Source organism: uncultured Tateyamaria sp., assembly GCF_947503385.1.
Lineage (GTDB): Bacteria > Pseudomonadota > Alphaproteobacteria > Rhodobacterales > Rhodobacteraceae > Tateyamaria.
Window position 1 is genome coordinate 569,533 of record NZ_CANNDO010000001.1, and the last position, 17,830, is coordinate 587,362.

The 17,830-nt window shown below is 60.8% G+C and carries 18 protein-coding genes; 7 read left to right on the plus strand and 11 right to left on the minus strand.

Going from position 1 to position 17,830, the window contains the following annotated elements:
- The first annotated feature begins 21 nt into the window (after window positions 1–21).
- From fliF to fliP, 4 genes are read left to right on the plus strand one after another with little or no spacing between them, the layout of a single operon-like run.
- Window positions 22–1,644 carry a flagellar basal-body MS-ring/collar protein FliF gene (gene fliF, locus Q1A85_RS02845; RefSeq protein ID WP_299684858.1) on the plus strand — a complete coding sequence of 541 codons (1,623 nt, stop codon included), beginning with the start codon at window positions 22–24 and terminating at the stop codon, window positions 1,642–1,644.
- Entirely contained in the window at window positions 1,641–2,249 is a 609-nt protein-coding gene (locus tag Q1A85_RS02850; protein ID WP_299684860.1) for a hypothetical protein, read from the plus strand. Before fliF ends, Q1A85_RS02850 begins: the two co-directional genes overlap by 4 nt.
- Window positions 2,233–2,526 (plus strand): FliM/FliN family flagellar motor switch protein, encoded by a 294-nt coding sequence (locus Q1A85_RS02855; protein ID WP_299684862.1) that lies wholly within the window; start codon window positions 2,233–2,235, stop codon window positions 2,524–2,526. Before Q1A85_RS02850 ends, Q1A85_RS02855 begins: the two co-directional genes overlap by 17 nt.
- 4 nt (window positions 2,527–2,530) lie before the next feature.
- On the plus strand, window positions 2,531–3,256 hold the full coding sequence (gene fliP, locus Q1A85_RS02860) for a flagellar type III secretion system pore protein FliP (protein WP_299684864.1): 726 nt from the start codon (window positions 2,531–2,533) through the stop codon (window positions 3,254–3,256).
- Window positions 3,257–3,542: 286 nt separating this feature from the next.
- Here the strand turns inward: fliP and Q1A85_RS02865 are convergent, their stop codons facing one another.
- From Q1A85_RS02865 to Q1A85_RS02900, 8 genes are all read right to left on the minus strand, one after another.
- Window positions 3,543–4,643 (minus strand): flagellar basal body P-ring protein FlgI, encoded by a 1,101-nt coding sequence (locus Q1A85_RS02865; protein WP_299684866.1) that lies wholly within the window; start codon window positions 4,641–4,643, stop codon window positions 3,543–3,545.
- The gene (locus tag Q1A85_RS02870; protein ID WP_299684868.1) at window positions 4,640–5,650 is read right to left on the minus strand and encodes a flagellin; all 1,011 of its coding nucleotides are present in this window, start codon (window positions 5,648–5,650) and stop codon (window positions 4,640–4,642) included. Before Q1A85_RS02870 ends, Q1A85_RS02865 begins: the two co-directional genes overlap by 4 nt.
- Before the next feature lie 2 nt (window positions 5,651–5,652).
- On the minus strand, window positions 5,653–7,107 hold the full coding sequence (gene flgK / locus Q1A85_RS02875) for a flagellar hook-associated protein FlgK (protein ID WP_299684870.1): 1,455 nt from the start codon (window positions 7,105–7,107) through the stop codon (window positions 5,653–5,655).
- A gap of 27 nt (window positions 7,108–7,134) precedes the next feature.
- Window positions 7,135–8,436, minus strand: a complete 1,302-nt coding sequence (locus Q1A85_RS02880) for a flagellar hook-basal body complex protein (RefSeq protein ID WP_299684872.1) — start codon at window positions 8,434–8,436, stop codon at window positions 7,135–7,137.
- An 87-nt stretch (window positions 8,437–8,523) separates the two neighbouring features.
- Window positions 8,524–9,363 carry a flagellar motor protein MotB gene (locus Q1A85_RS02885; protein WP_299684875.1) on the minus strand — a complete coding sequence of 280 codons (840 nt, stop codon included), beginning with the start codon at window positions 9,361–9,363 and terminating at the stop codon, window positions 8,524–8,526.
- Window positions 9,364–9,456: 93 nt separating this feature from the next.
- Entirely contained in the window at window positions 9,457–10,392 is a 936-nt protein-coding gene (locus Q1A85_RS02890) for a hypothetical protein (protein ID WP_299684877.1), read from the minus strand.
- Window positions 10,393–10,459: 67 nt separating this feature from the next.
- Window positions 10,460–11,383 (minus strand): rhodanese-related sulfurtransferase, encoded by a 924-nt coding sequence (locus Q1A85_RS02895; protein WP_299684879.1) that lies wholly within the window; start codon window positions 11,381–11,383, stop codon window positions 10,460–10,462.
- Between the two features lie 31 nt (window positions 11,384–11,414).
- A complete protein-coding gene (locus Q1A85_RS02900) occupies window positions 11,415–11,843 on the minus strand; it encodes a hypothetical protein (RefSeq protein ID WP_299684881.1) in 429 nt (142 codons plus the stop codon).
- 123 nt (window positions 11,844–11,966) lie between these two features.
- Between Q1A85_RS02900 and pncA the strand changes: the two genes are divergently transcribed.
- From pncA to Q1A85_RS02915, 3 genes are all read left to right on the plus strand, one after another.
- Window positions 11,967–12,563, plus strand: a complete 597-nt coding sequence (gene pncA / locus Q1A85_RS02905; RefSeq protein WP_299684883.1) for a bifunctional nicotinamidase/pyrazinamidase — start codon at window positions 11,967–11,969, stop codon at window positions 12,561–12,563.
- Between the two features lie 104 nt (window positions 12,564–12,667).
- Window positions 12,668–13,960, plus strand: a complete 1,293-nt coding sequence (gene pncB, locus Q1A85_RS02910) for a nicotinate phosphoribosyltransferase (protein WP_299684885.1) — start codon at window positions 12,668–12,670, stop codon at window positions 13,958–13,960.
- 170 nt (window positions 13,961–14,130) lie between these two features.
- A complete protein-coding gene (locus Q1A85_RS02915) occupies window positions 14,131–15,033 on the plus strand; it encodes a DNA adenine methylase (RefSeq protein ID WP_299684887.1) in 903 nt (300 codons plus the stop codon).
- Here the strand turns inward: Q1A85_RS02915 and Q1A85_RS02920 are convergent.
- From Q1A85_RS02920 to cysG, 3 genes are all read right to left on the minus strand, one after another.
- Entirely contained in the window at window positions 15,022–15,771 is a 750-nt protein-coding gene (locus Q1A85_RS02920) for a hypothetical protein (protein WP_299684889.1), read from the minus strand. The genes Q1A85_RS02915 and Q1A85_RS02920 overlap by 12 nt on opposite strands.
- Window positions 15,764–16,000, minus strand: coding sequence for a helix-turn-helix transcriptional regulator (locus tag Q1A85_RS02925; RefSeq protein WP_299684890.1), 237 nt, complete (start codon window positions 15,998–16,000; stop codon window positions 15,764–15,766). The genes Q1A85_RS02920 and Q1A85_RS02925 overlap by 8 nt, the downstream gene beginning before the upstream one ends.
- A 437-nt stretch (window positions 16,001–16,437) precedes the next feature.
- Entirely contained in the window at window positions 16,438–17,817 is a 1,380-nt protein-coding gene (gene cysG, locus Q1A85_RS02930) for a siroheme synthase CysG (protein ID WP_299684892.1), read from the minus strand.
- Window positions 17,818–17,830: the final 13 nt, after the last annotated feature.

Here is a 17,830-nt window from a genome sequence, read left to right on the forward strand (position 1 = left end):
TGCGGTGCGACGGAGGCAATCGTGCAGCAGCTTTTGAATGCGTGGATGAACCTGGACATGCGGCGGCAGATCACTGTGGTGGTGGCGACGATCGCAATGTTTTTGGCGGTGTTGACCATGTCACGTATTGTGGCGGCCCCCTCCATGACATTGCTCTATGCGGGTCTGGAAAACGGTGCGGCGGGGGACGTTGTACGGTCGCTTGAGCAGCGCGGTGTGCCATTCGAAATTCGTGGCAATTCGATTTTTGTCGAATCGCGGCAACGCGATCAATTGCGCATGACCCTCGCGAGCGAAGGACTGCCCGCCAACAGCAGCCGTGGCTATGAACTGCTGGACGGGCTGTCAGGGTTCGGCACCACGTCGCAAATGTTCGACGCCGCTTATTGGCGCGCAAAGGAAGGCGAATTGGCGCGCACAATTGCCGCCAGCCCGCATGTGGCCATGGCCCGTGTGCATATTGCCTCCACCGGGTCCAACCCGTTTCAGCGGGGTGTCACGCCGACCGCATCTGTGTCGATCACGCCGAACGGATCTGGCCTTACAGCGCAGCAGGGCAAAGCTGTCCGTTTCCTCGTGGCGTCTGCGGTTGCGGGCCTGTCGGCGGATGATGTGGCGGTGATCGACGCCAACGGCACCTTGATCGGGTCGGTGGATGAGGATGCGCCAGCAGCGGGCGCGGATGACAAGGCGCAAGTATTGCGTGAGCGTGTCGAACGTTTGCTGGAGGCGCGTGTGGGCCACGGCAATGCGATTGTCGAAGTCAGCGTGGACACGGTCACGGAAACGGAAGAAATCCGCGAGCGCCGCTTTGACCCCGAAGGGCGCGTGGCGATCAGCACGGACACCGAGGAACGCACAAGTAATTCCAACGAGGAAGGCGGCGGGAACGTCACCGTCGCGTCCAATTTGCCCGATGGCGATGCCGGCGGGAACGAAACGGCAACATCACAGGACTCCGAGACCCGCGAGCGGGTGAACTACGAAGTTTCGGAAACCGAACGGGCTATTACCCGCGCGCCCGGCGCTATCAAACGGCTGACGGTTGCCGTTCTGGTCAATGACGTGATCGAAACACCCAACGCCGACGCGACGCCGCGCACCGAAGAGGAGCTTAGATCCTTGCAGGAACTGGTGGCCGCCGCCGTCGGATTTGACGAAAGCCGCGGCGACATCATCACGATCAAGGCGATGCCGCTGCAATCGGCAGAGCCTGTGGGTACGGCTGCGGAATCCTCGCTGATGGACCTTTTTGCCTTCGATGTGATGTCTGCTTTGCAAATGGCGGTTCTGGCAATCGTGACGCTCATTCTGGGCCTGTTTGTCGTGCGGCCCATCCTGACCAAAGCCCCTGCGCCCGCAATGCTGCCACCTGCGGAAACGGGGCAGGCGCCTGCGATGATCGGGGGCACGTCGGATGTTGCATCCGCATCGCCTCAATCGGATTTCCCGGACATTGATCTGAACGCGCCACTTCCCGATTTGCCAGCCTTGCCCCCCATGGGACTGCAGGACGGCAGCATCAGCGGCACGGTGCAAAGTGCCGACCCGGTTGAGCGGCTGCGCAACATGATCGGTGAGCGTCAGGAAGAAACGGTCGAGATTCTGCGCAGTTGGCTCGAAGAAGATGAGGAGCGTGCATGATGAATGTTGCATCACTTTATCAGGACTTCGGAACCGAGATTTCGATGGACGGGCCTGTGTCAAATGTGTCCACCGACAAATTCGAAGATGAAAAGCTGCAGGCGTTTGAAAACGGATATCAGGCGGGGTGGGACGATTCGACCAAGGCGCAAACCACGCTCGAACTGACAATTTCCTCTGCGCTCGCCGCCAACTTACAGGACGCGTCCTTTCAGTATCACGAACTGCGCAGCCAACTGACCCGGACGGTGCGCGACATTATGCAAGGGGTCGTCGACACCGTCTTGCCCGATATGGCCCGGCAGAGCCTCGGCGCGCATATCGTCCAACTGATCGAAGCGCGCACGCGCGACGCCCTTGTGCATACGATCCAGTTGCGCGTGCCCGAAGCGTCCCTTGATCACGTGGAACGGATCCTGCCCGAATCACCCATTTCCTACGAGCTGGTGGCCGATGCGACATTGGCCCCTGATCAGGCGTCGCTTCAACTCGACGATACAGAGCATGTGATCGATCTGGGCCGCGTTGTGGCGGATGTCGGCGCAGCGGTGGCTGAGTATTTCGAAACACAAAACTCCGAGGGACAAGATGACCGAACAACCTGACACAAAAACCTTGGCGTCCGATACCAGCAACCCGTTCACAGGTGTTCCGATCGACATCACTGTGTCTGTTGGGCGTGCCCGACCGCTGGTTCGCGATCTGGTGATGCTTGGGCCAAACGCCGTTCTCACGCTGGACAAAAGAGTTGATGATCCGGTCGATTTGTACGTTGGCGAAACGCTGATTGCCCGCGGGATGCTGGAAGAGGCGGAAGGTGCCGAAGAGGGGCAGCTTGTTGTACGGCTGACCGAAGTTCTGGACACGGGTTCAGGCGCGTAACGCCATGCAGTTCCGCTTTCTCGTCCTTGCGATCCTGCTTTTGTGTCCGTCCATGATTTGGGCGCAAGACGTCTCTTTATCGTTGGGCGATGACGGGTCGATCACCGCGCGGACCCTGCAACTCATTGCCCTGATCACCGTGCTGAGCCTTGCTCCGGGGCTTGCAATCATGGTGACATGTTTTCCGTTTCTGGTGACCGTTTTGTCGATCCTGCGCCAAGGCATTGGCCTGCAACAATCTCCGCCCAACATGCTGATCGTCAGCTTGGCGCTCTTTCTCACCTACTTCATCATGGAGCCGGTCTTTGTCGAAGCATGGACCGAAGGGTTGCAACCGCTCACAAACAAAGAAATCAGCGCCGAACAGGCGTTTACGCGCACGCTGGAGCCGTTTCGCGTGTTCATGGCCGGCCGACTTGATGCGGATACATTTGCGGCAATGGCAGACCTGCGCCCGGATACCCGTGGAACAGAACTCGCACCGGACGCGCCGCTTTCTGTTCTTGTGCCCAGCTTTATGCTGTCGGAAATCTCTCGCGCATTTCAAATCGGTTTCCTGATCTTTCTGCCGTTTTTGATCATCGATCTGGTGGCTGCGGCGGTGCTGATGAGCATGGGGATGATGATGGTGCCCCCGGCAATCGTTTCGCTGCCATTCAAGCTGGCATTCTTTGTCGTCGCCGACGGGTGGAGCCTTATCGCCAGCAGTTTGGTGCGCAGCTACTTTTAGGACACCTCGACCACGGGCGAGCGGCGTCACAAAGCTCTGATCCGGTCGCACAACTGGCAATGCCTGAGGACAGATTACGGTCTCCGCTCTCAACACCCCCGTTCGCACAGGTGTCGCCCGTCCTTGACGGCACCAAGGCCCTCAGAATTCAATCGGAATGAATCGGTCTGTTTGACGCCGACGGTCTGTCGCTTGGACGCGTCGAAGGCATGTGTCTATGCAGCGCGGTCGTGCAGCATCATTGCACCGCAATCAGGCGCGCGGGCGCCAGCCCGGACTCCATTGCTTACCTTACGATAAACTCTGCGTGCAGTGCGCCCGCTGCCTTGATGCTCTTCAGAATGTCGATCATGTCGCGCGGCGCAACACCCAAGGCATTCAGTCCGGCAATGACCTGCGACAGCGATGCACCATCCGGCACTTCGGCAAGGCCAGTTCCTTCGTCTTCTTCAATGTCCACTGTTGTTCGGGGGACAACAACGGTAGTGCCATCAGCAAACGGGTTGGGCTGCACGGTTATTGGCTGCTCTTGGACGCGCAGGGTAAGGTTGCCTTGCGACACGGCGACACGTGAGATTCTGACATCGTCCCCCATCACAATTGTGCCGGACCTCTGATCAACCACGACCCGCGCTTTGCGCTCGGGCTCGACGGAGATGTTTTCGATCCGACCCAATGCATGTGCCACCGACCGCGATCCTGTCCGTTCTACATTCAGACCAACCGTGCCGGAATCCAGCATCACGGCCACCTGACGTCCAAACTCCGAGTTGATTGCGGTTTCGATCCGTGCCGCCGTGGTAAAGTCGGCGTCACGCAACGCCAGTCGCATGTCATTCAGGCTGCTCAACTCAAAATCGACCTCGCGTTCGACACGAGCGCCGGCAGGGATCACGCCCGCAGTAGGCACCCCTTGCGTCACCCGTGCGCCGTCGCCTTCGGCCACAGCGCCGCCGGCAATCACCGTGCCCTGAGCAACCGCATAAATCTGTCCGTCCGCCGCGTTGAGCGGGGTCATGATCAACGTTCCGCCCAACAGGCTTTTGGCATCGCCTATGGCCGACACCGTGATATCAATTTGCGAACCCGTGCGCGCAAAAGGCGGCAGGCTGGCCGTCACGAATACCGCAGCCACGTTCTTGGGACGGAATTGTTCGCCCGTAACATTGACTCCCAACCGTTCGAGGACATTGGACATGATCTCTTCGGTGAATGGCGCATTGCGCAAACCGTCACCTGTGCCGTCAAGCCCCACGACAAGGCCGTAGCCCACCAGATCATTGCCGCGCACGCCGTCAAATTCGACGAGATCCTTGATGCGGACTGATCCGGCCAGCGTCGGCAGCGCCATGCAGATCGCGAGTACCGCGAACCAGAGCACCCTCATCGGATAAAGTTCACGAGCGACAGATCGGACATACGGGCGGTGATTGTGTACAGGCTTTGAAGCTGGAATTGGACTTCCTCCAATTTGGTGGCGGTTTCATAGGGATCGGCGCCCAACAGCGCGCCTTTTGCATATTCCAGTGACGTGCTTTGCGCGCTGTTGCGCGCCGCGACAGTGTCGATGCGCTCCTGTGCTGCGCCCACTTCGGCGCGGATTGCTGTCAGGCCGTCCTGTTGGCCAAGCAATTTGACACCCATACGGTCCAGCATCTCCCGTTTCTGATCGACGGATAGCGTCAGTGTCAGATCTTCGACCAGGGCAGAGGTCGCGATGCTCTGGATAACGTCGCGCAACGCCGCGTTCTCGGCGGTAAGCCGGACATCGACCGTTTCGTCCGCACCGATGCGCATCGGGGCAAGCGGTGTCGCAGATCCGTTATAGGCCACATCTGCATAGCCTGACGGATCGTCAAACCACGTATCGACCGCGGCCAGAATGTCATCGACCGACGTCAGACCGGCCACCGCGCTGCGCAAATCGGTCATGATCGTATCAACATCTGCAAGGGGGCTCGCCCCTGTGGCTGTTCCGCCAAAAACGGCCCGCCCGCCGACAAAGGTGTTGAGCGCGCTGACAATGGTCTCAAGCTCGGTCCGTGCGTTGCGCGACAGCTGATCCAGGACCGGTTCAGGCCCGTTCTTGGCCGTGGTCAGCAAATCCTGACTGAAGTTCGTGCCAGAGCTTTGCACCCGGTCCAGCGCAGTTTGCATCGCGTCAGTGAAAAATGCGGCCTCGTCCGTGGCGGTACGGTAGCCTTGCAGCGTGCGCAGGTCGCTTTCGATCCCGGCGAGGTAGCTGGTATTGCCAGCCAGCACCGCTTTGACGTCGGCAACCTGACCGGTCACCAGTTCCTGATTCAGGCGCGACATTTCGGTTTTCAGGTCTGCACCGCGGCGCTGGAGCAGGAAAGACTGCGCCAGATCACCGAAAGAGGTTGCATTGATCATCTTCAAATTCCCAGCAAGGTATCAATCATTTCGTCAACGGTCTGAATAACCCGCGCATTGGCGGCATAGGCCTGTTCGACCATCATCAGGCGCTGCAATTCGACATCGGTGTCGACCCCGTCCGCCAATTCCAGTTGTGTCAACTCGTTCAATTGCGCCGACGCAAAGCTCAGCTGTTGGTCGGATCGCAGCCGGTCCGTACCCAGCCGTGAAGCAAATGCGGAAGTCAGATCGAGCGCGGTGAACACCCCTGTGCCAAAACCGCCCGTGGCGGGCGTTCGCGCGTCGGACAGCGCGTCGGACAATGCGTTAATAATTTGGGCATTGCCGACATCGCCCGGGGCCGCTGCGCCCAATCCGTCCCTGATCCGCCACGTCTCTCCGGTTTGTGCGGGATCGACCAACGCATTGAGGGACAGGCGGCTGGCCAACCCTTCTTCGGCCAGCGGGTCCAGTGCAGCGCCTTGATCGGTAAAGAGGCCCGGCTGACCTGCCGCGAGCGTCGGATCGACGCCCGGGTCTTCGAACCGTTCGATCAAATCGCGCGCCAGTGCATCCAGTTGGGTTTGCGCCTCTGGTGCCAGTTCGTCGCGAATTTCGAACTGGGCACCAAGGGTGCCGCCGCGCAACCGACCCGTCTCGGAGGAGGTAGAGACCGCAAATCCATTGACCGTCAGCCCGGACAGCGTGCCGTCTTCGACCGACATATAGGGTGTCACAACATTCGCCGGCTCAAATTCTATGCTGGCGGGCGTCCCGTCCAGCAGGATCGCGCCGCCCGTGGAAAACAGCGCAACCGCGCCATGATCCCGCGGCACGACGCGGACGGGGACAATCTCGCTGATCTCATCGATCAGCACTTGCCTTTGGTCCTGCAGGGCCGCGGTGTCTCCGCGTTGTGAAATGGTGGCGGTGATCTGGCTGTTGACCTCCTTCACGGCGGCAAGCGCGTCATTCAGCCTGTCGATCTGGGCGGCAATGTTTCGGTCCGCTTGCGACCGCGCGCCTTGCACGTCATCTGACGCGCGGTTGATCGTGTTGGCCAGATCGCGCGCGGCCAGCGCACTGCTGTCCAGCCGTTCCGCCGCGTCGGGCCTGCTGCTGGCTAGGATCAGGCTGTTGTCGAAATCCGCCAGTCGGGCGGACAGGGATCCGGGTTGATCCGGCGTGCCAATCGCATCTTCAATGGACGTGAGGAACCGCGTCGTGTCCGACCGGTATCCAAATTCGGCACTGGCCAATCGGCGATCAGCCAGCACCTGCGCGTCGCCATGCCGTACAACACCTTCGATGCGCACACCGCTCAGAAAGGCGCTTGCATTCGACGTCGTCTCCAACGTGCGGCGGGCATAGCCCGGCGTGGCCGCGTTCGAGATATTCGACGAAATCAGCTCGGATGACCGGCTGGCAGAGCGCAGTCCGGTCATCGCAGCGTTCAGGGCGCTTGTGAGGGTCATGGCATCAATCTCCGGTCAGGGGCGCGATTAGCGTTTGATGTTGGTTGTTTCCTGCAACATCTCGTCCACGGTCTGGATGACTTTCGCGTTTGACGAATAGGCGCGCTGTGTCTGGATCATCGCCGTCAGTTCACCGGCCACGTCGACGGCAGATTCTTCGCGGGCGTAAGACAGGATGTCACCGGTCGGGCCGTCGCTGGCATCCCAGAGGAAAAAGCTGCCGCTTTCGGGTGAGGGCAGGTAGGTCTGTTGATCCAGTGCCACCATCCCGTTGGGGTTGGGCAGATCGACCAGCGGCACCTGATAGATCGTGCGGTTGATGCCGGTGTCGAAGAACGCAGTGACAAAGCCGTTGGCGTCCACTTCAACATTGGTCATGTTGCCCACGGGCGAGCCGTCCTTGGAAATCGAAACGGGCGCAAAGCTGTCGGACAGCTGGGTCAGCCCATCGCTGTCGCCCAGCATACCGATGTCAATCTCAATCGGGCCGCCGTCGACTGTCACGATGATGCTGCCGGTTGCCGGGTCATATGCGCCGCCGCTGGTGGTTGCCACACCGGCGAGCGTGCCGCCCGCGGTCCGGCTGTCGTTGAAAGTCAGCGTGTATTCACCGATCACCGCACCGCCAGAGGCGGAATCGCTCAGCGTCATGGTCCACTCGTTCGATGACCCCGTGGCGGGGACAGTGGGTGAAAAGGTGATGTTGATGCTTTCGGAGGTGCCGAGATTGTCAAAATACTCGATCGCGAGATTTTGCAGCTCGCCCGCGCTGCCCGCATCCGTGTCGGTGGCCGGCAGGTTCACCCCCAGCGCCATCTGTGTCGTCGGCTCGCCCGAGAACTGGTTCACATTGATCTGTACCGGCTCCAGCCCATCGGATGTGTCGCGGGGAAAGTTGGGGATCGTTCCGTCCGGCTGTGCAGGCCAGCCCAGCAGAACGAGGCCCGAATTCGACACCAGATACCCTTCGGCATCCGTCCGGAACGACCCCGTGGTCGTCAGGTGCATCAGCGTCTCACCGTTGTCGACCTGCACATCCGTTGCCTGTGCCACCGGCAACATGCCGCGTCCCCGCACCGCAAGGTCCGTCGCATTTGCGGTCGACACCAGCGATCCGCGCTGGTCAATCAAACGCTCTGTCGTGGCGCGCACGCCCCCTGCCGAATAGGTCCCGCCGGACGACGAAATCACCAGCGAATGGAAATCCGTGCTGACCCGTTTGTACCCGTAGGTCGAAGAGTTGGCGATGTTGTCTGAGATGGACGCGAGTCGCGTGGCATTCGATTGGAGTCCTGCCACACCTGCGTTAAGCGACGAAGAGATTGTCATGGATACGCCTTTCTGCTGTATCGACCTGCTTTGATCGAACAGATAGGCGTGCCGTCCTTAAGACCGGCCTAACAGATAAAATGCAGCCTATTCTCGGAGCAAGACAATCTCTAACCGATTGTTCCGGATTGCCATGGGATTGCGCGCGGATGGTTCGCGGTCGGCATGGCCTGTCACGCGTTCGACCCGGTCCGGCTCCAGCCCTGCACCTTCCATCAGCCTGCGCATCACCGTGGCATGATCCATCGACCGCGCCCACACTGTATTGTCGGCCAAAACGATAGGCTGCGCCTCCACATGGCCTCCGATGGCGACGCCGTTCGTGACCGTCTGCGCGGTGTCCACGATCAGCGCGGCAAGCGACCGCAGCAAGTCGGTCGGGCGATCCGTCACCGGATCGAACAGCGGAGCATCGGGCAGGGAAAACACCTCGATCACCAGCCCCTCATCCGTGATACGGGTCACGATGTGCTGGTATTCATTGTCCATCACCTTGGATTCGCCACCCTGACCCAACAACGCGGCCTCCAGCGATTCAAATGTGCTGTCCTGCGCGGCGGTTGCATCCCCTTCTGCGCTGCCGCCCATTTCGCCACGGGCCTGACGCCCCTCCGTGGGTCGTGCATTGGTTGCGCCGGTGCCGTTCTGCGGCAGGGTTTCTTCGGAAAACACGCTGTCCCCGCCAAAACTGCCATCCCCGCCGCCGGAAATCCGGTTGATCGGAATCGTCGGGGAAAAGTAATCGGCAATGCCCTTGCGCTGTTTTTCTGTTGTCGCGTTCAGCAACCACATCAGCATGAAAAACGCCATCATCGCCGTCACGAAATCCGCGTAGGCCACTTTCCAAGCGCCACCATGGTGCCCGTCACCGCCGGACACCTTCTTGCGTTTGATAATGATTGGCTGTGCGTTGGTTTGCGCACTCATGATCCCGGACCTCTTTTCACCCGAAACCATCGGTATCACGCGGCCCGTTACAGCAGGCTTAACACCTCGAATTGTCCGTATATCATTACCGGCCTAGCCGGGCATCCCGGTCAACCGGTGGATGCCGCTCTGTATCTCGGGCACCGATGCGCCTTCGGCACAAAGCCGCATCGCCACACGCCCCGCTGTCCCAAGGCTATGTCGCCGCGCACCCGTGCCCTTTGCGGTCAACAGGGACACGTCCGCACCCGCCTTTTGGGCCGCACCAACATAATGTTCCTGCGCCGCAAAAGGCGAAACAGCATCCTCCGGGTCGGCAATCACCAGCAGGCGCAGCGGCGCGCCGGGTAAGCCGTCCACATGATCCACCGGGTCGTGATAGGGATGCCCGCCCGCAATGTCGCGGGTTCCGGTTTGGATCATGGCGCGCTGGGCAACCGACACAATGCCCGCACTTGTCACCGCACAGCCGACATCCCTGCGCAGGGGCAAAACCGATGCAACGATGTGACCGCCGCCCGATTGCCCCGACAGGTGAAATTGCGTGATGCCATACCTTTGCTTCAGCAGGTCCAGCGCGCGGTTCATTAGATCGACCTCGCGTTGGCCACGGCGTTCGGTATGAAAGCCAGTTGATCCGAACAGGCCCGGCCGCGCGACAAAGACAAACGGCCCGTCAATGCCCGCCTCTGCCCGCTGACCATCCGCGCGGGCGGCCATCTTGGCCGGGCTGTCCCATTTTCTGTAAAGCCTCGGCAGGCGCGTTTTGGCGTTCTCCCCCGTCACCGGCAAATCACCGTGGATGGAGACAAAGACAGTCTGCGCACCGACATCCAGCATGGATCCGTAATAGCGGATGCAGTCCCCCTCACCATGAACGACGACCCACAGGTGGCCCGGCGCATCCGGGCAGGTCGCCCGGTCGCCCGTGACACCTGTCACGACGGCCTCGTGATCAAAACTTGTGTCAGCCAAGGCGGTGCCGCACCACAGCATCACACATCCGATCAACACGCTCAGTTTTGCCACACCAGACCTCCGGGATCGTTGCTCGACTGCGTGCGGTGGGCAGGCAGCCCCCGCGTTTTGGGCGGGCCTAGCCCTTGCCCGGTACCATACGGCCCGTCAGGTGGTCTTCGCCACGCGCGCGGGCCAGCCGCACCTGTTTCTGGCGTTCGCGAAACCGGGCCTTGTCGTCATCGCTGGTTTCCTCGACGCAGTGATGACAGCTTACGCCGTCCTCAAATTCAGGCCGGTCGCGGTCGGCGGGCAGGATCGGACGGCGGCAGGCATGACACAGCACATGCGGGCCAACCTTCAGCCCGTGACCCACGCTGACACGCCCGTCAAAGACAAAGCATTCGCCCTGCCACGTGCTGCGCGCCGCTGGCACCTCTTCGAGGTATTTCAGGATGCCACCCTTGAGGTGATAGACATCCTCGACCCCTTGCCCCAACAGGTAGTTCGTGGATTTCTCGCAGCGGATGCCCCCGGTGCAGAACATTGCGATTTTCTTGTTATGGAACCGGTGTTTGTTCTCTTCCCACCATGCAGGGAACGCGCCAAAGCTCTGGGTTTGCGGGTCGACCGCGCCGTCAAACGTGCCGATAGCCACCTCGTAATCGTTGCGCGTGTCGATCACGGCCACGTCGTCGCGGGTGATCAGGTCGTTCCAGTCCTGCGCATCCACGTAATGACCCGTGCGCGCGGCGGGATCCACATCGGGCTGGCCCATGGTGACGATCTCGCGTTTCAGCCGCACTTTCATCTTGCCAAACGGCGGGGTGGGACTGGTGCTTTCCTTCCACTCCAGATCGGCGCAGCCGGGCAGGGCGCGGATATGCGCCAGCACTGCGTCAATGCCCGCACGCGGTCCGGCGATGGTGCCGTTGATCCCCTCGGGTGCCAACAACAGCGTGCCCTTGACGTCATGGCCACAGCAGGTGGCCGCCAGCGGCCCCTTCAGGGCGGCAGGATCGGCAAAGCGGGTAAAGTGATACAGGGCGGCAATCGTGTACATGGGCGGCAAATACGCCTCCTTGCGACGCGCTTCAACCTCCGCCGCCCGACCGTTGGGACGCCTTGAAGAACAGCCAGCCCATGACCATCGACCAGATGGCCAACGTCACGCCCACGGATTCGCCGTGGCTCAACAGCAGCCCGTGGCGTGCAAGGCGGTAGGGCGCGTTCATGAACCACAACGTGACCAGCAGAACCATCGGCGTGCCCAGCAACAGGGTGACGGCCTGAAACCACAAGCGGCTGTCCCACAACGCACCCTCCCAGATGATCCGCATGATCCAAAGGGTCAGGACAACCGCACCGACCCACAGCAGCATCTGCCACATGAACATCGGTTCCGTCCACGTCACGCCCATCCCTTCGGATCGGTACAGCACCGCGCCGTCCGGGCAATCGTAGAGGTCAAAGACCCACGCTGTTTCGCGCAGGGCGCAGCCGGTGATATCGGGCTTTTCCATGATGCACCGCCCCATTCTCCGCCCGAATTATCGCACAAAACCGCTCACCTTCCAAACGCCCGGCCCTTCACCTTGCCGCAGCGCGCGCGTACCCTGCACCCCGCACATAACCGGAGCGCCCCCATGTCCCACGCCCTGATCGTCATCGATGTCCAGAACGACTTCTGCCCCGGCGGCGCCCTCGCCGTGCCCGGCGGGGATGCGATCGTGGCAGGCATCAACGCTCTCATGGCCGAAACGGACACCGTGGTGCTGACCCAGGACTGGCACCCGGCGGGCCACTCCTCCTTCGCGTCCAGCCACGCGGGCAAATCGCCCTACGACGTGATCGACATGGCCTATGGGCCGCAGGTCCTCTGGCCCGACCACTGCGTGCAGGGCAGCGCCGGTGCCGCCTTTCACCCAAAGCTCGACACCACCCGCGCCCAGATGATCGTCCGCAAAGGGTTCCGCACAGGCATCGACAGCTACTCCGCCTTCTTCGAAAACGACCAGACCACGCCCACCGGGCTCGACGGCTACCTGCGCAGCCGCGGCATCACCACGCTGACCCTCGTGGGCCTCGCCACTGACTTCTGCGTAAACTTCTCCGCGACCGACGCCGCACGGCTGGGCTATGCGACCACCGTGCGCAGCGACCTCTGCCGTGCCATCGACCTCGACGGATCCCTCGCCGCCGCCCAAAGCGGGATGCAAGCCGCAGGCGTCACGCTGACCTGACCGCCCCCAAACCGCGACACATCCCCTGCCACCACAGGTGTACCCGCACCGCTTGGAATAGCGCGCAACCTCTGGCACAAACGCCCAAACGCAAGGACACCACCATGGTCGATATCGCCACCCGCGTCTGGAACCACAAATGGAAGATCGACCCGATCGTCCGCTCCCTCATCGACACCGACTTCTACAAACTGCTCATGTGCCAGTCCGTGTTCCGCAACAAACCCGACACCCAAGTCACCTTCTCCCTCATCAACCGCTCCACCCATATCCCGCTCGCCAACCTCATCGACGAAGGCGAACTGCGCGAGCAGCTTGACCACATCCGCTCCCTCTCGCTCAAACGCGGCGAAAGCACATGGATGCGCGGCAACACCTTCTACGGCAAACGCCAGATGTTCACGCCCGAATTCATGGACTGGTTCGAAGACCTGCGCCTGCCCGCCTACCACCTTGAACGCATCGGCGACCAATACGAACTGACCTTCGAAGGGTCCTGGCCCGAGGTGATGCTCTGGGAAATCCCCGCCCTCTCCGTGCTCATGGAACTGCGGGGCCGCGCGGTGCTTAACCAGATGGGCCGGTTCGAAATTCAGGTCCTCTACGCCCGCGCCATGACCAAACTCTGGGAGAAAATCGAACAGCTCAAACGCCTCGACGGCCTGCGCGTGGCCGATTTCGGCACCCGCCGCCGCCACAGCTTTCTCTGGCAGGACTGGTGCGTACAGGCCATGGGCGAGGGGCTGGGCGACAGCTTCGTTGGGACCTCCAATTGCCTCATCGCCAAGAACCGCGATGTCGAGGCCATCGGCACCAACGCCCACGAACTGCCCATGGTCTATTCGGCTTTGGCCGAAACCGACGCCGCGCTGGCGCAGGCCCCCTACGACGTGCTGAGCGATTGGCACGAAGAGCATGACGGCAACCTCCGCATCATCCTGCCCGACACCTATGGGACCGAAGGGTTCTTGGCCAACGCCCCCGATTGGCTCGCGGGTTGGACGGGCATCCGCATCGACAGCGGCGATCCTGCCACGGCTGCCGAAGTCGCCATCCGCTGGTGGCAGGACCGCGGCGAAGACCCCCTGACCAAACTCATCATCTTCTCCGACGGTCTGGACGCCGCCAAAATCGCCGAATTACACGGCCAGTTCGCGGGCCGGGTCAAAGTCAGCTTCGGCTGGGGCACCATGCTCACCAACGATTTCAAAGGCCTCACCCCCGGCGACCGCCTCGCCCCCTTCTCCCTCGTCTGCAAAGCCATATCCGCCAACGGCCGCCCCACCGTGAAACTCTCCGACAACCCGAACAAGGCGATGGGCCCCGCGGGCGAGATCGACCGATACAAGCGCGTGTTCGGGGTGGGGGAGCAACGGGCGGAGGAGGTTGTGGTTTAGGGCCGCTGTGTCGGGTCGTCAGCGTCTGGAGCCAGCCCAACGAGGCGTTCGGGCAAGGCTCGAACTGACACGTTCACGGGCTTTTACGCCAAACACTGCTTCGCAAATATTGTTGGTAACGCATATTTACCGGTAGGCTTGTATGATGACTTGCAGTAGCATGCTGCATCATGAAAAACATGAAGCCGTTATCTATCCAGCCCATTCCATATCAAGGCAGCAAGCGGTCGCTTGCACCTAGAATTTGCCAGCTTATCCCAAAGGGCATTGAGACGCTTTATGAGCCATTTGCGGGTTCGGCAGCGATCACGATCTATGCCGCTACACATGGACAAGCGGAAAGATTCGTTATTGGTGATAGCTTTGGTGTTTTGATTGACCTTTGGGAAATGATTATCGAAAGGCCGACAGAGTTGTCAGAGCGCTATAGCGAGGTTTGGCACGCGCAGCTCGACAACCCCAGTCATTTCAACGAGGTTCGCACGGCCTACAACACTGAGGCCGATCCTGTTCAGCTCCTTTACCTGGTTGCCCGATGCGTGAAGAACGCCGTGCGCTTCAACAAGCACGGGCATTTCACTCAGTCCGCCGACAAGCGCCGCACGGGTATGAAACCCGACAAGGTGACGCGCACTGTTCATGCTGTCAGCAGGCTCTTGAAGGGAAGGGTTGAGCTGTATCGGGGTGACTTTGAGGCTTGCATAACCGATGCTCTCCCGTCCGATTTCGTTTACATGGACCCGCCATATCAAGGCACATCCTATGGCCCTGATAAGCGATATGCTGCGCAGCTAGAGCGGGAAACTCTAATCAAGGCGTTACATCGCTTGGATGCCAGACATGTTCCCTACGTCTTGTCTTATGACGGGCGCACAGGGGATAAGACCTATGGCAAGCCATTGCCTAGCACCGTCGACGCGCATCTACTGGAAATCGCCGCTGGCAGGTCGTCACAAGCGACTTTGAACGGGAGCACAGCCGAGACAGTTGAAAGCCTATATGTTTCGCGTGATCTTGAGATTTTCGACATGGGGATGCCGCAGCGCCCGCAGCAAGAACGCCTATTCGCGTAGCTTTCGTTTGATAAGCGCCGTCACTTCGATTGAGAGCGCATCTGCTTCGCTCTTGAGCTTGTCAAAGTGCTGCGTTTCTTCGCCAGTCCAAACCACCTCAGCGCGGCGTGATTGCGTTTCGGCTATGTGGTTGTAATTCTCTGGTGAAGCCCAGAAGCACCGTCTGCAAATGTCAGGATTGTGCTTCTCAATTAGATTATCGCAATGTTCGCATGACCAACTTTTTGCCCGGTTTGAGGAGGCATCGAGCAGCATGAATTCCTTTGGATCGAGCGAGGCGTTTCCGTTGGCATCGCCGATGACTTCATAGGGAATGCGATGGTCTATTTGCAAGTATCGCTCGTCTAGCGGCTCACCCGTGAAGGCATCTTTCGCGCCGTACGTTTCGATCAGTTCTTGCTTGAATTTCTTTGAGAATGCCTTGCGGCCACCTATCCGACCCCGCTTGATCTTCGATACGTCATCGAAGGTGTAAGCACCCATCCTGCGGCCAGTCTTTGGGCTAGTGACGCTATGGGTTATCAAAGGAATGCCGTTTTCGCGCACGTCGCGGATTGCGCGGGGCGGGTGATCGTACCCGTACAGTTCGCTCAGCTCTTCATTGGTGATAATGCCATGTTCCAAGATATGGTCGATCACAGTTCGGGCGCGCTTTGCATCGACGCTTTCGCAAAGCGCCAGCAGCACGAGGTCGATTGCAGAACGAGGGGTGCGCTTAATCTTGTCGAGGTCAGCCATCTTCACTCAACAAGTCAGCGGGTTCAACGCCCAGATGTTTCGCCAGAGCTTCGAGGGTCGAGACGGTGATATTGCGTTCGGAGCGCTCGATTGAGCCGATGTAGGTGCGATGATAACCGCACAAGTCGGCAAACTCCTCTTGAGACAATCCCATGCGGAGGCGACGCTTGCGCACATTGGCGGCAATAACCTCTTGTAAATGCGATATGTTTTTGGAGAGTTCAGTCATCGTACCATCTGAGGCATCTGATGACTTTTGGTCTACAGACTATTGCTAGCTACGCGCATTTGTTCACATCAACACCGTTCTAAACAGTGATGTCATCTTGGTGCGTAATTCTTGACGTCGCACCGGCAACCGGCGGCCCCAAAAACCCAGGTGTCAAGCGGCGGAGCAAAATTCAGGTGCGCAATTGGCACCGCGAAACCTGCACTTCGCAACTTTGAGTTATCCAGTGTCTGAGCATAGCTACGGTCCGACGTGGTGATTTGACCGGGTATAAGGCAGGGTTCCACCCCATCATGACGGGCAAATTGCACATACTACACCCTGCCCAAAACACCCCCAAACCCTAACAAATCCTAAATCCGTCTCTGTAACCCATTGATTTTCCGTACCCCAATCCCTGTCCCATGCCGGGACAGCAGAGTCTTTCTCCGGGCCCATCACCCCGCCAGCGCAACCGCGGCACTGGTTTTTTCAGGCCACGTGACCAGCAAAATCGCGCATCCCGTGACCTCCCGCGCCGCAATTTCCGCCGCCAAAGTCCCCACCGTCGCCGAAAAGTGCCGCTCCGAATCCTTGGACACATCCACACAAATATCCACCGGACAATCCGCCGGCATCCCCCGCCCCAGCCAGTCCAAAGCCAGCCGCGAAGCCTGCCCCACAGACATATAAAGCGCCGTCGTCGTCCCCGGCCCCGACAGCCGGGTCGCGTCCGGCAGCGCATCCTCCGCCCGCCCCGTTCCCGTCGCCAGAACCAGCGTGTTGGCCACGCCCCGCTCCGTCAGGGACCGTCCCAGCCGCGCCCCCGCCGCAGAGGCCGCCGTCACTCCCGGCACCACCTCAACCGGGATGCCCGCCGCCCGCGCCGCCGCGATCTCTTCGCCCGCGCGCCCGAAAATACCGGGATCGCCCGACTTGAGCCGCACCACACGCCGCCCGCGCGCCGCCTCTGCCACGATCATGCCGTTGATCCGATCCTGCGGCCACGCGTGCGCGCCCACATGCTTGCCGACGAACACCCGCTCCGCATCGCGCCGCGCCAATTCCAGCACGTCCGCGTCCACCAGCCGGTCATAAAACACCACGTCCGCCTCCTGTAGTCGCTCCACCGCGCGCAGGGTCAGCAGATCGCGTGCGCCCGGCCCCGCCCCAACAAGGCTGATCGACCCCGCCGCCGTCTGATCCGGCGCCCCGCCTGCCGCGATGGCGGCCTTGATCGCTGATGACGCCTCCCGTTCCGCGCCGCGCACCCACATGTCCCGCACCGGCCCTTTGAACACCCACGCCCAGAACGGTCGCCGTCCCGTCCGCGGGACATGCCGGGTCACCGCAGGACGGAGCCGCCCCGCAAGCGCAGCCAGACCACCCAGCGTCCGGGGCAACATCTGTTCCAGCTTTGTCTTGATCTCGCGGGTCAGCACGGGTGCCGTCCCCTCGCTGCCAATGGCGATGACAATGGGGTCGCGGTCGACGATGGCGGGAGTGGTCATATCGCACAGCGCAGGCTGGTCCACGACATTCACGGGGCAGCGCGCCGCTTTGGCCAAAGCGTGCGCCGCCGCATCCAGACCCGGACATCCCGTACCCACGAAACCCATCGCCGCCCCGTCAAACACATCCGCGGACAGCGCGGATACGTGCCGGGCCCGACCCCGGTCCACCAAGGCGCGCAGTTCATCATCAAGCCGGTCCGCGACCAGCACCAAATCTGCATCCGTCTTGAGCAGCAGTCGCGCCTTTTGCGCGGCCTGTTCGCCGCCGCCCACGATGATCACGCGGCGTCCTGTCGTGCGGATGAACATGGGAAAGGCTTGCATGGCGTGTCTCCTT

Bases quoted from the DNA above. Each gene is read 5' to 3' on its own strand.
- Q1A85_RS02920 (WP_299684889.1), bottom strand. From the start codon at position 15,771: ATGGCTGACCTCGACAAGATTAAGCGCACCCCTCGTTCTGCAATCGAC.
- pncB (WP_299684885.1), top strand. From the start codon at position 12,668: ATGGTCGATATCGCCACCCGCGTCTGGAACCACAAATGGAAGATCGAC.
- Q1A85_RS02865 (WP_299684866.1), bottom strand. From the start codon at position 4,643: ATGAGGGTGCTCTGGTTCGCGGTACTCGCGATCTGCATGGCGCTGCCG.
- cysG (WP_299684892.1), bottom strand. From the start codon at position 17,817: ATGCAAGCCTTTCCCATGTTCATCCGCACGACAGGACGCCGCGTGATC.
- Q1A85_RS02885 (WP_299684875.1), bottom strand. From the start codon at position 9,363: ATGAGTGCGCAAACCAACGCACAGCCAATCATTATCAAACGCAAGAAG.
- flgK (WP_299684870.1), bottom strand. From the start codon at position 7,107: ATGACCCTCACAAGCGCCCTGAACGCTGCGATGACCGGACTGCGCTCT.
- Q1A85_RS02915 (WP_299684887.1), top strand. From the start codon at position 14,131: ATGAAAAACATGAAGCCGTTATCTATCCAGCCCATTCCATATCAAGGC.
- Q1A85_RS02895 (WP_299684879.1), bottom strand. From the start codon at position 11,383: ATGTACACGATTGCCGCCCTGTATCACTTTACCCGCTTTGCCGATCCT.
- Q1A85_RS02900 (WP_299684881.1), bottom strand. From the start codon at position 11,843: ATGGAAAAGCCCGATATCACCGGCTGCGCCCTGCGCGAAACAGCGTGG.
- fliP (WP_299684864.1), top strand. From the start codon at position 2,531: ATGCAGTTCCGCTTTCTCGTCCTTGCGATCCTGCTTTTGTGTCCGTCC.
- Q1A85_RS02880 (WP_299684872.1), bottom strand. From the start codon at position 8,436: ATGACAATCTCTTCGTCGCTTAACGCAGGTGTGGCAGGACTCCAATCG.
- Q1A85_RS02925 (WP_299684890.1), bottom strand. From the start codon at position 16,000: ATGACTGAACTCTCCAAAAACATATCGCATTTACAAGAGGTTATTGCC.
- Q1A85_RS02855 (WP_299684862.1), top strand. From the start codon at position 2,233: ATGACCGAACAACCTGACACAAAAACCTTGGCGTCCGATACCAGCAAC.
- Q1A85_RS02870 (WP_299684868.1), bottom strand. From the start codon at position 5,650: ATGATCAATGCAACCTCTTTCGGTGATCTGGCGCAGTCTTTCCTGCTC.
- Q1A85_RS02850 (WP_299684860.1), top strand. From the start codon at position 1,641: ATGATGAATGTTGCATCACTTTATCAGGACTTCGGAACCGAGATTTCG.
- pncA (WP_299684883.1), top strand. From the start codon at position 11,967: ATGTCCCACGCCCTGATCGTCATCGATGTCCAGAACGACTTCTGCCCC.